This window comes from Enterobacter cloacae complex sp. 2022EL-00981, from assembly GCF_028737495.1.
Classification (GTDB): domain Bacteria; phylum Pseudomonadota; class Gammaproteobacteria; order Enterobacterales; family Enterobacteriaceae; genus Enterobacter; species Enterobacter cloacae.
This window is the reverse complement of the sequence record NZ_JAQZRK010000019.1, coordinates 81981-93648: the sequence shown is the minus strand read 5'-3', so window position 1 is coordinate 93648 and position 11668 is coordinate 81981. Positions and strand designations below refer to the sequence as shown.

The 11668-nt window shown below is 53.7% G+C and carries 10 protein-coding genes and 2 rRNA genes; 5 read left to right on the top strand and 7 right to left on the bottom strand.

Annotation, left to right across the window (positions count from 1 at the left end):
- From PUZ33_RS16625 to PUZ33_RS16615, 3 genes are all read left to right on the top strand, one after another.
- Positions 1 to 94, top strand: a 23S ribosomal RNA gene (locus PUZ33_RS16625); the annotation flags it as partial.
- A 63-nt stretch (positions 95 to 157) separates the two neighbouring features.
- Positions 158 to 273, top strand: a 5S ribosomal RNA gene (gene rrf, locus PUZ33_RS16620).
- Positions 274 to 521: 248 nt separating this feature from the next.
- Positions 522 to 1817 carry an MFS transporter gene (locus tag PUZ33_RS16615; protein WP_013098335.1) on the top strand — a complete coding sequence of 432 codons (1296 nt, stop codon included), beginning with the start codon at positions 522 to 524 and terminating at the stop codon, positions 1815 to 1817.
- Here PUZ33_RS16615 and PUZ33_RS16610 read toward each other — a convergent pair.
- The 5 genes from PUZ33_RS16610 to trxC all read right to left on the bottom strand — a co-directional run bounded on the left by PUZ33_RS16610 (position 1814) and on the right by trxC (position 7535).
- Positions 1814 to 2137, bottom strand: a complete 324-nt coding sequence (locus PUZ33_RS16610) for a YfiM family lipoprotein (RefSeq protein ID WP_045293518.1) — start codon at positions 2135 to 2137, stop codon at positions 1814 to 1816. The two genes, PUZ33_RS16615 and PUZ33_RS16610, sit on opposite strands and share 4 nt — an antisense overlap.
- 44 nt (positions 2138 to 2181) lie before the next feature.
- Complete coding sequence (pssA, locus tag PUZ33_RS16605) at positions 2182 to 3537, bottom strand: CDP-diacylglycerol--serine O-phosphatidyltransferase (RefSeq protein ID WP_029882218.1); 1356 nt, start codon at positions 3535 to 3537, stop codon at positions 2182 to 2184.
- A gap of 110 nt (positions 3538 to 3647) precedes the next feature.
- On the bottom strand, positions 3648 to 6311 hold the full coding sequence (locus PUZ33_RS16595; protein WP_058680641.1) for a bifunctional acetate--CoA ligase family protein/GNAT family N-acetyltransferase: 2664 nt from the start codon (positions 6309 to 6311) through the stop codon (positions 3648 to 3650).
- Between the two features lie 35 nt (positions 6312 to 6346).
- Complete coding sequence (gene tapT, locus PUZ33_RS16590; RefSeq protein ID WP_058680642.1) at positions 6347 to 7045, bottom strand: tRNA-uridine aminocarboxypropyltransferase; 699 nt, start codon at positions 7043 to 7045, stop codon at positions 6347 to 6349.
- Positions 7046 to 7115: 70 nt separating this feature from the next.
- The gene (trxC, locus tag PUZ33_RS16585) at positions 7116 to 7535 is read right to left on the bottom strand and encodes a thioredoxin TrxC (protein ID WP_013098330.1); all 420 of its coding nucleotides are present in this window, start codon (positions 7533 to 7535) and stop codon (positions 7116 to 7118) included.
- Between the two features lie 204 nt (positions 7536 to 7739).
- Here trxC and PUZ33_RS16580 point away from each other — a divergent pair, with 204 nt between their 5' ends.
- Complete coding sequence (locus PUZ33_RS16580) at positions 7740 to 8825, top strand: tRNA/rRNA methyltransferase (RefSeq protein WP_023620103.1); 1086 nt, start codon at positions 7740 to 7742, stop codon at positions 8823 to 8825.
- Between the two features lie 38 nt (positions 8826 to 8863).
- Here PUZ33_RS16580 and ung read toward each other — a convergent pair whose 3' ends face one another.
- Positions 8864 to 9553, bottom strand: coding sequence for a uracil-DNA glycosylase (ung, locus tag PUZ33_RS16575; RefSeq protein ID WP_029882221.1), 690 nt, complete (start codon positions 9551 to 9553; stop codon positions 8864 to 8866).
- A 314-nt stretch (positions 9554 to 9867) separates the two neighbouring features.
- Here ung and grcA point away from each other — a divergent pair, with 314 nt between their 5' ends.
- Entirely contained in the window at positions 9868 to 10251 is a 384-nt protein-coding gene (gene grcA, locus PUZ33_RS16570; protein WP_013098327.1) for an autonomous glycyl radical cofactor GrcA, read from the top strand.
- Between the two features lie 54 nt (positions 10252 to 10305).
- Here grcA and srmB read toward each other — a convergent pair whose 3' ends face one another.
- On the bottom strand, positions 10306 to 11634 hold the full coding sequence (gene srmB, locus PUZ33_RS16565; RefSeq protein ID WP_058680643.1) for an ATP-dependent RNA helicase SrmB: 1329 nt from the start codon (positions 11632 to 11634) through the stop codon (positions 10306 to 10308).
- Positions 11635 to 11668: the final 34 nt, after the last annotated feature.

Sequence of the window (11668 nt, the reverse complement as noted above, 5' to 3'; positions counted from 1 at the left end):
GGAACGTTGAAGACGACGACGTTGATAGGTCGGGTGTGTAAGCGCAGCGATGCGTTGAGCTAACCGATACTAATGAACCGTGAGGCTTAACCTTACAACGCCGAAGGTGTTTTGGCGAAGAGACAGATTTTCAGCCTGATACAGATAACAGAATTTGCCTGGCGGCTTTAGCGCGGTGGTCCCACCTGACCCCATGCCGAACTCAGAAGTGAAACGCCGTAGCGCCGATGGTAGTGTGGGGTCTCCCCATGTGAGAGTAGGGAACTGCCAGGCATCAAATAAGAAGAACCCCGTACCGTAAGGTGCGGGGTTTTTTGCTTTTGTTTTTCCCTCACCCTGCGGGAGAGGGCACCAGACCGCACCATTCCCCTCCTGGGCTTTCTCCGGAACTTACCTTGCTAACGAAATTTGTGATCTCCCTCGCAATGTTATTTATAACAAAATAATAACATTTAATTTACAAGGTATTGAGTTCCTTCAGAGCTCAACATGCCGTTGTTTATGGCAGGAGTATAATCATAATGACCGAAAGCATTACATCGAACGGGACGCTGGTTGCCAGTGATACCCGAAGAAGGGTATGGGCAATTGTTAGTGCCTCATCCGGTAACCTGGTTGAATGGTTCGACTTTTACGTCTACTCATTCTGTTCACTTTACTTCGCACATATTTTCTTCCCGTCAGGAAACACCACAACGCAGCTACTGCAAACGGCAGGTGTATTTGCAGCAGGATTCTTAATGCGACCGATTGGTGGCTGGTTATTTGGCCGTATCGCAGACCGTCGCGGGCGTAAAACCTCCATGCTGATCTCGGTCTGCATGATGTGTTTTGGTTCCCTTATCATCGCCTGTCTGCCGGGGTATGACGCTATTGGAACCTGGGCGCCCGCCCTTTTATTGCTGGCTCGTTTATTCCAGGGACTCTCCGTTGGGGGAGAGTACGGCACCAGCGCCACGTACATGAGTGAAATTGCACTTGAAGGTCGGAAGGGTTTTTACGCCTCTTTCCAGTATGTCACGCTGATCGGCGGTCAACTGCTGGCCATTCTGGTTGTCGTGATCCTGCAGCAGATCCTCACCGACAGCCAGCTTCATGAATGGGGATGGCGAATTCCTTTCGCGATGGGGGCTGCACTGGCGATCGTGGCGCTTTGGCTGCGCCGTCAGTTAGACGAAACCTCGCAAAAAGAGGTCAGGGCGCTGAAGGAAGCGGGATCGTTTAAAGGACTGTGGCGAAACCGCAAAGCTTTCCTGATGGTTCTCGGTTTCACCGCCGGTGGTTCACTCAGTTTTTATACTTTTACCACCTACATGCAAAAGTATCTGGTGAATACTACGGGAATGCACGCCAACGTCGCCAGCGTCATCATGACCGCCGCGCTCTTCGTCTTTATGCTGATACAGCCGCTAATCGGTGCGCTCTCAGATAAGATCGGCCGTCGCACATCAATGTTGATTTTTGGTGGTATGTCCGCCTTATGTACCGTCCCCATTTTAACCGCGCTTCAGCACGTCTCATCACCTTATGCCGCATTTGCTTTGGTGATGCTGGCGATGGTGATTGTGAGTTTCTACACCTCGATCAGCGGGATACTCAAGGCTGAGATGTTCCCGGCACAGGTGCGTGCTTTGGGAGTAGGGCTTTCTTATGCGGTCGCCAATGCCCTGTTTGGTGGTTCGGCGGAGTACGTTGCGCTGTCCCTGAAATCATGGGGAAGCGAAACGACATTCTTCTGGTATGTGACGATCATGGGGGCGCTGGCCTTTATCGTATCCCTGATGCTGCATCGCAAAGGGAAAGGTATTCGTCTTTAATAATGCGCCATCTGCCACACGGCATAGCCGGTCGTGGCACCGGCAACATCCCAGGCAAAATCTTTCCAGCTCCAGCCGCTCCCTGAGGGGCGGCTATCCCATAATTCTTTCGATGCCCCAAGGCTGACTGAGAACATCAGGCCGATTGCCGCACTACGATCCCGGCTATATCCCTGGTGCTGGGCGTACTCATTACCGGCAGCGGATAACATCGCGGATGCGAGGAAGTGTTGCGCTTTATCCTGGCCGGACCAACTATCGTTCGCCATATGACTACAGCCGGTTAAACAGAGGGTCGTGACTAACAGAGGAAGACGCATCAACAGCTCCATAAAAAAGCCCTGCGGGTGGCAGGGCCTGGATATTACAGAATACGGCTGATAAGACGATCGATACGGATGCGACGCAAACGGCGAATAAGCTTACGAACCTTCACCGGATAATCGGCAATGCTCTGTAGCTCGCGGTAATGACGAACAACCGTCGTATGTGTACGAATAAGTTCCAGTTCACGTTCACGCTGCGCGGCCAGCTCATGTTGTGGATCGTGGATCAGAATTGCGTTTTCCAGATCCAGACGCCAGGCACGAGGGTTCAGGTTGTTGCCGGTCAGCAGCATCCATTCATCATCAACCCACATTCCTTTGAGATGATAGCTGTTATCTTCATCTTTCCAGAGACGCACCACCAGCTGGTCGGTGTTTACGTAATACTGTAAGCGACTGAGGAAACGACGCAGGTTAATCTCATAAAGGTAGGGCAGGGCGCCGATGATTTTGAAGGGTTGATCTTCAGGAATGAAAAAGTCATTAGCCGTTTTATCACCGACAATAATTTCCACTTTTTTACCGTCGCGCAGCAGCTGAATGATATTGCGCACCAGCACGGCGGGAAGGTTAAAGTACGGCGTACAGATAGTGAGCTTCTGCTCTGCGCACGGCATCAGATGGAAAATCGTTTTGTTCAGTAGGCTGGATTTTCCTAAGCCCACCAGAGGTGTAACGGACAGCTCTTCGTTGTTTGCATCGCCCTGGAAATGATAAACCGCATCGCGCAGCTCCTGGCGGAACGCGCGAACGTCGTTTTTGATTTCCGGGCTTTTCGGGCGATGAGGATCGTCAAGGCGATTCACACCACGGCCATGTACCAGATGCTTATCCACCCAGTTAAACATGATGTCGGCCATCTGCGAATTACGGATCAGATGGTAGCGGTCGTAGCGATACTTATCGAGCTGATGAAGGTAAACATCATTCAGACTCGCGCCACTATAAAGCACGCTGTCATCGATGATGAACCCTTTGAAATGGAGTACGCCAAGCGCTTCACGGGTATTCACCGGCACCCCGTAAACAGGGACATCAACGCCAGGATTTTCCTGCGCCGTGCGGCAATACCAGTCTGCGTTTGTATTTGAAGCAGCAGCGCCAATACGGCCACGCTGAGCGCGGTGCCAGTCAACCAGCACGCGAACATCCAGTTCAGGACGCTGACGCTTGGCTTCGTAGAGCGCATTCAGGATCGCGCGGCCACCTTCATCTTGTTCAAGATAGAGTGCCACAATGCAAATGCGTCGCGTGGCGCTGGCAATCTTTTCCAGAAGCGTCTCCCGAAAATGAGCGGGAGCGTAAAAGAACTCTACATCATCAACTGACTGAGAAATCTTCGGTAGTTGAGCAAGGTGTTGTTGATGTTTATTACGCTTAAATTTTGACAACATCACAGTGCGTTTCTTCTCTGTTCATTGAAGGGTTGTCTGTACCATGCAAACAACATAAGCGGACAATGATACCACCAGTCCCGTCCAAAGTGGGTAACATTTCCAGTAGCTTACTCGGGTTTATCCGGCGATTTCAGAGTGAGGGAGAGGGCAACAATCCCCTCGTCCAGCTGAATATCAACATCAAAACCGAGTTTTCGCGCCAGGGTCACCATACCGCGATTGTTTGGCATAGTAATGCCATTCAGGCGTAACAATCCGTGATCGCGCGTATAACTGATGAGTTTTTCCAGTAGCCGCCGCCCAAGGCCCAGGCCTTTAAGATCGGAGCGCACCAGTACGGCAAACTCCGCGTCGACGTTATCCGGATCTGAAATAGCACGCGTCACGCCAAGGATCTCATCACCGTTTTCGGAACGACGAACGGCGACAAAGGCCATTTCTCGATCGTAGTCGATCTGGGTCATATTGGCTAAATCATCATGGGTAAATTCGTTGATTTCGCTGAAGTAGCGATAGTAAAGATCCTCTTTCGTGACCTGAGAGATAAACGTCCGCAGTTGCGGTTCGTCTTCCGGCAAAATGGGGCGAAACAGCGAACGCTCACCGTTCTTCATCTCCACCCACTCTTCCAGTTGCAGAGGATAAGGACGGATCGCCAGACGGCTCTCTCTGTCGCCTTCGAATGGCGCGATATCCAGGGTGACGTCCAGCGCCGTGAACTCATTGCCGGAGGCGAGCAGAGGATGAATGTCCAGCCGCTGGATCTCCGCGCAATCGACTATCAGGTTAGAGACCTGCACCAGGAACTGGCTTAACCCCGCAATATCGAGCGGACGCAGGGCGCTCCGGCCACGAATTTTTTTGCTTTTGATGGCCTGAATAATCAGATAGCGAGCAAGGTTCATGTTCAGCGGCGGTAAGGCCACCACGGCTTGTTCTTCAGGGCGCCATTCCACGCCACCTTCTCCCAGCATGATGAGCGGGCCAAAAACCGGATCGTGCTCAACAACCACCCGCAGTTCCTGTGCGCCCGCGCGGTTCGCCATGCTTTGCACCAGCAGTCCGTGGATCCTGGCCTGAGGCCAGGCCATTTTTACGCGGTCGAAAATAGCATCTGCCGCTTGCTGAACTTCAGCCGCGGTTCGAAGATACAGCATTACCCCCTGCACATCGGACTTGTGGGGAATATCCGGTGAGCGAAGCTTAAGGGCGACCGGATAACCAATCTGTTCGGCAATATGTACTGCTTCCGCGCTGTCGCTGGCGATCCAGGTGGGCAGCGTCTGCATCCCATAGCTACCAAGAATGGGTTGCACTTCGTGAGTGTCCAGCGATGTCGCACCTTCATCGATAGCCTGTTGCAACAGCCGGTGAACGTCGACGGAATTTGCCGTCAGATTGCCTGGCAATGCTGGAGTTTCACGTAACTGTTTCTGGTTACGACGGTACTCCACCATATGCATAAAGGCGGTAATAGTCCCTTCCGGGGTACGGTACGTTGGCAACCCCGCTTCGCTGAACAGTCGCCGTGCCTCCTGAGAGGAGAACTCACCGCACCAGTTGGTGAGCAGAGTGACGTATTTACCACGCGGATGGTTACGCACTGCTTCAATGAGGGCTCGCGCGCTCTCACTGCCAGGAGCGACCGCGCTGGGGGAGTGGATAATCATCAGCGCATCGAAATCCTGACTATCCAGCAAAATAGAAATGGCTTTGATATAGCGATCGCTACTGGCATCATCGCGTAAATCAAGGGGGTTCCCGGGGGCAACGCTGATGGGTAAAGCCTCTCTCAGGCGCTGAAGCGTCTCTTCACCGAGCGTGGTCAGCTTGCCATTACGTAACCACAGTTCGTCCAGCGCCAGCGCCGCCGGAGCTGCGCCGTTACTGACGATCATTAATTTCTCTCCGCGCAACGGACGCATATGACTCAACGTCTCGACGGCGGAAAAAAGTTCGTGCGTGTCCTGTACCCGCAGTAAACCCGCGCGCTGGATAGCCGCATCCCAGGCGGGATCCATCCCGGAATGGGAATGCAGCAGGCTTTGTGCTGCAGGGCTGCGTCCGCTTTTGATGACCAGGATGGGTTTATTACGTGACGCGCTGCGCGCTGCCGACACAAAACGACGGGCGTCGCTGAGGTGTTCAAGATAAAGCAGGATCGCACTGGTTTTGCTGTCACGCGCCAGAAAATCCAGCAGTTCATCCACGTCGATATCCAGGCTGTCACCCAGGGCGATGAAGTAGGAGAACCCCATCTCACGCTGCTGCGCCCAGTCAAGGATTGTGTTGGATACCGCAGCCGACTGCGAAATAAAAGCAAGTTTGCCTTTACGGATCGGCACTGGAGAAAAGCTGGCGTTCAGTCCTTGCCAGGGGGCGAGTAATCCCAGACTGTTCGGCCCGAGAATACGCATTTGATAGCGGCTGGCACACGCCAGAAGCTCGGGCTGCTGTTCAGGAGGAGATGAGAGGATAATGCAGGTCTTACACCCTTTCTTGCCGAGCGATTCCAGCAATTCCGGGTTACGTTTCGCATTTGTACAGAGTACGGCCAGATCGGGTACGAAAGGCAGGCTCTGCACATCAGGCCACGCAAGCACCCCCTGAACGGCCTTATAGGCCGGTGTAACGGGCATAACGGGGCCATTAAATCCGCCGGCCAGCAGGTTGCGCATCATCAGATAGCCAGCGCGATCCGGTTTCATTGATGCGCCGATGACGGCTATGGATTTAGGACGTAGTAGCGCTTCTAACCCTCGCTGGCTCATGCAGGCCTCCTGTGAATGCAAGCGACCTGATGATTTTAAACGTTTTCTGTCCCGGTTGCTGTGACACTGCCCTTATGAACGGTTTTTCCCGCCAGATAGCGTTCGCGAAAACGGGAGAAATGGCTGCCCAGCGCGCCAGCCGCCTCGGTATCACCCGCTAAATCCAGCAGTGCGATCGCCACTTCGGCGGTGCAGTATTGTCCCTCGGCATGGGCTTCACGTAAGCGGTAGGCCGATACGCGAGAGAGGTCGACAGAAATGATCGGCAGCGCGTCAAGGTAAGGACTTTTACGGAACATTTTCCGCGCTTCCGTCCAGGTGCCATCCAGCATAATAAACAGCGGTGGTTTTCCGGATGGTGGGCCTGACAGTACCTGACGGTCGGCGCCTGCATAGGAGGCGGGGAAAACGACCATCGGCTGATAGTCCGGGCTTGCCACTAAGTTGAGCAGGGCCTGAGGAGGCTCCGTGCGCGACCACTGAAACGCGGCCGTATCAGGCAGAATATCGGCGATCAGACGACCCGTATTGCTGGGTTTCATCGGTTCGGTATCAAACATGACCAGGCAAAAACGGCTTTCCGCCGTGGCCGGTACCAGCGTGTCGCACAGGCACACTTTTAACGGCAGCAGGCAGCGCTGGCAGCGACGGATGCGGTTGCCACGAGCGAGAAAAGGGCGAGTCGCGCGGGCAAGGCGTTCGGCGCGTAATTGAAGTACAGCGTTATCAGTCATGGGCGAAAGGGCAGGAAAAACCCCATTTTCGCAGAGGCGGGAACGGGGCACAAGATGTGCCCCGTGAATGTTACAGCGACTCGTTCAACCAGCTCTCGAAAGGCGCTTTGGGTACCGCGCCGTTGAGCATGTCGATGACTTCACCATTTTTGAAAATCATGATGGTCGGAATGCTACGAATACGAAAACGGGCGCTGAGCTCGCGTTCTGCCTCCGTATTCACCTTCACAAAACGCATCTTCCCGCTGCGCTCTTCGGCGACATCTTCAAAGATTGGCGCGAAGTTACGGCACGGGCCACACCATGGTGCCCAGAAATCGACAACCACCGGGAGATCGTCCTTGAGGAGTTTGTCCAGCGTAGCACCTGTAGCGTTAATCACATCGCCATCAAACAACTCATGGCCACAACGCCCGCATTTCGCACCATCCTCGATCCGATCGTCCGGAATGCGGTTAAGAGCCTGACAGTTGGCACATACGGTATTCATAACTAACCTCTGATAGAACCATGGGACAGCGGCAGTATGCCGATAATGTTTCTAATATGTTACATATTATCAATGAGCCTGTTTGAAACGACAATGCGTTTTATTCAATGAGAACAATAGTCACAGGCTTTTGTACGAAATTATGGCTATGCGCTTGCACATCGGGTAATCTGCGCGCTTCGCGCAGCGCTGGTGGAGAAAAGCATGAACGACGAAATGAAAAATAAAAGCGGCAAGGTCAAAGTGATGTATGTCCGCAGTGATGATGACTCTGATAAACGCACCCAAAATCCGCGTACCGGAAAAGGTGGCGGGCGTCCGGCGTCCTCTCGTGCAGACGGTGGCCGTCGCCCCGCCCGCGATGACAGAAACAACCGCGGTGATGACCGCAAACGTGATGACCGCAAGCGTGACGATCGCAAACGCGATGATTTTGCACGTGAGGGTTCGTCACCATGGCGTACCGTGTCCCGCGCGCCTGGCGATGAGACGCCTGAAAAAGCCGATCACGGCGGCATCAGCGGTAAAAGCTTTATCGATCCGGAAGTGCTGCGCCGTCAGCGTGCGGAAGAGACACGCGTGTATGGCGAAAACGCCTGTCAGGCTCTGTTCCAGAGCCGTCCTGAGTGTATCGTTCGTGCATGGTTTATCCAGAGCGTCACCCCTCGCTTCAAAGAAGCCCTGCGCTGGATGGCGGCAAACCGTAAAGCCTATCATGTGGTTGATGATGCCGAGTTGACGAAAGCGTCAGGCACCGAACACCACGGTGGTGTCTGCTTCCTGATCAAAAAACGCAACGGCACAACGGTGCAACAGTGGGTCAGCCAGGCCGGTGCCGATGACTGCGTGCTGGCGCTGGAAGATGTGGGCAACCCGCATAACCTGGGTGCGATGATGCGCAGCTGCGCGCACTTCGGCGTTAAAGGGGTACTGCTGCAGGATGCTGCGCTGCTGGAATCCGGTGCTGCGATCCGTACTGCGGAAGGCGGTGCCGAGCACGTTCAGCCGATCACCGGCGACAGCGTTCTGGATGCCATCGAGCAGTTCCGTAAAGCGGGCTATTCCATTGTGACGACCTCCAGCCATGCCGGTACGCCGCTGTTTAAAGCGACGCTGCCGCGCAAGATGGTGCTGGTGTTAGGTCAGGAACGTGATGGTCTGTCAGACGCGGCACTCTCGAGTGCGGATCTGAGCGTCTCTATTGACGGGACGGGCAATGTGGAAAGTCTGAATGTTTCCGTCGCGACCGGCGTACTGCTGGCGGAGTGGTGGCGTCAGAACAAAGCATAAGCTTTTTATGTGCCGGGCCAGCCCGGCACATTCATTTCCTACTCGCTTTCTGCCGGTAACACGGGCATCCAGTCAATCGGCGTTTCGCCACGTTTTTCCAGCCACTCATTCGCCAGAACAAAATGATTACAGCCAAAGAAACCACGATGGGCTGACAGCGGAGACGGGTGTGGCGCTTTCAACACGTGATGACGCTGACGGTCAATAATCGCCCCTTTCTTCTGCGCATGCGATCCCCAGAGTAAAAACACTACCCCCTCACGATGTTCATTGATAAGGCTGATGACTTTATCCGTAAAGGTTTCCCACCCAAGGCTGGCATGAGAGTGCGCCTGACCTGCTCGTACGGTTAAGACGGTATTCAGTAACAGCACGCCCTGGCGCGCCCAGCTTTCCAGGTAACCATGATTGGGCCGGGTAAAACCCGGGATCGTTCCTTCAAGCTCTTTATACATGTTCAGCAGAGAAGGGGGGATAGCCACGCCCGGGCGCACGGAGAAGGCCAGCCCATGAGCCTGACCAGGGCCGTGGTAAGGATCCTGACCCAGGATCACGACTTTGACATCGCTCAGTTCGGTATAGCGAAACGCGTTAAATACGTCTTTCTGGGGCGGATAAATCGTCTGGCCAGACTGCCGCTCTGCCGCAACGGTACTGAGAGTGTTGATAAAATAGGGCTGCTGTTTCTCTTCTGCCAGCACATCGTGCCATGTCAGCGGTGTCGTCATCTCGCTCTCCTGCGAATCTCATTCTGCGCCTAGCTTAACCGCTAAATCCTGCGGTGCAAAATTCCATGCGGAAATTAGCCCTAACTCCTTAAATTATGGTTGAAAAATTACAAATTGATTTGAATTGGTAAGGCTGGAAAATTGATCTGAAACAATAAAACCAGACCACACTCTTTGTGTGGTTGGTGATTTTGTTGATTTAAATCAATAAATCGCCGTGGTGTGAATGATATATATACACACAAGAAACAATGGTTTTACCAATTGGCCGCGAAAGGCCGACACCAGTTAATGTAGCCTAAGGGAGGCAACACATGATTACAGGTATCCAGATTACTAAAGCTGCAAACGACGATCTGCTCAACTCTTTCTGGCTGCTGGACAGCGAGAAAAACGAAGCACGCTGTGTGGTAGCAAAAGCGGGTTTTGCGGAAGATGAAATCGTTCCAGTTAATAAGCTGGGCGAAATTGAATACCGCGAAATCCCAATGGAAGTGAAACCAGAAGTGCGTGTTGAAGGTGGTCAGCATCTGAACGTGAACGTACTGCGTCGCGAAACGCTGGAAGATGCGGTTAAGCATCCTGAAAAATACCCACAGCTGACTATTCGTGTGTCTGGCTACGCGGTGCGTTTCAACTCTCTGACCCCGGAACAGCAGCGCGACGTTATCGCGCGTACCTTTACTGAAAGCCTGTAAGGTTTTTAGCCACGGGGGTGGAACAAAAAGCCGGGATATTTCCCGGCTTTTTTTTTACTCTTCAGTTTTCGCTTCTGACGCAATACCGCTTGGCTTACGGCGTTTACCAATATTCTTGGTATCGCGATGACGCTGCTTCACGCGCGGCTTCTCTTTTTCTTTCTCTTTTCTCTCCGCACGTTTCGCCAGTGCTTTTTTAGACGGTTTGCCCGTCATTTTTTCACTCGGTGCACGCGTGGTTGGGCGCAGGCCATCGACAACGCGGGATTTCAGCGGCTCGTCGATATAGCGACCAATTTTCTGCAGCAGCAGATGGTCGTGCGCTTCAACCAGGGAGATCGCTGTACCTTTACGCCCGGCGCGGCCGGTACGGCCGATGCGGTGCAGATAGGTATCACCGCTGCGCGGCATATCGAAGTTGATCACGTGGCTGACGTCCGGAATGTCAATCCCGCGAGCAGCAACATCTGTTGCCACCAGCACGTTAACGCGGCCATCGGTCAGACGCTTAATGCCTTCGGTACGTTTGATCTGTGCCATCTCGCCTTCGAGGTAGCAGTTGTTAATCCCGGCATTACGCAGCATTTCAGCCAGCTCGTGCACACGCTCGCGCTTACGCACAAAGACGATAGTGCGGGTGGCCTCTTCCTGCTTCAGCAGGTGCTTGAGCAATTCAACCTTGTGCTCAAGGTTGTCCGCGCGATAGTACCACTGATGGATCTTCTTGCGTTCACGGGTAGAAGGCGTTGCCGACACTTCCACCGGATCTTCCAGCAGGCGCTCTGCGAAGTCTTTGATCGCGTCCCCTTCGAGGGTGGCAGAGAAGAGCATTGTCTGGTTGCGCCAGCGCGTTTCACCGGCGATGTGTTCGATATCCTGCGCGAAGCCCATGTCCAGCATACGGTCGGCTTCGTCCAGAATCAGGGTTTCTACCGCGCGGCAGTCAAAGTTCTCTTCTTTAATGTATTGCAGCAGACGGCCTGTCGTCGCAACGACGATATCCTGGTTTTCGCTAAACACTTCGGCGTGGTTCATATACGCAACGCCGCCGGTGATTGTGGCGATATCCAGATGGGTATTCGCTGCCAGTTCGCGTGCGTGATCGGCAACCTGCATAGCCAGTTCACGGGTAGGCGTCAGGATCAAAATACGCGGCGGGCCTGATTTTTTACGAGGAAAATCGAGCAGGTGCTGCAACACAGGCAGCAAGTAGGCTGCTGTTTTCCCCGTGCCGGTTGGCGCAGAACCGAGCACATCGCGGCCCTCAAGCGCAGGCGGAATGGCCGCTGCCTGAATGGCGGTCGGGCGTGTAAAGCCTTTGCTCTCAAGTGCATTGAGCAGGCTTTCATCGAGTTCAAGTTCGGAAAAAGTCGTTACAGTCATGTTCTACCTCTGTGTGGGGCGCTGATTATAGACG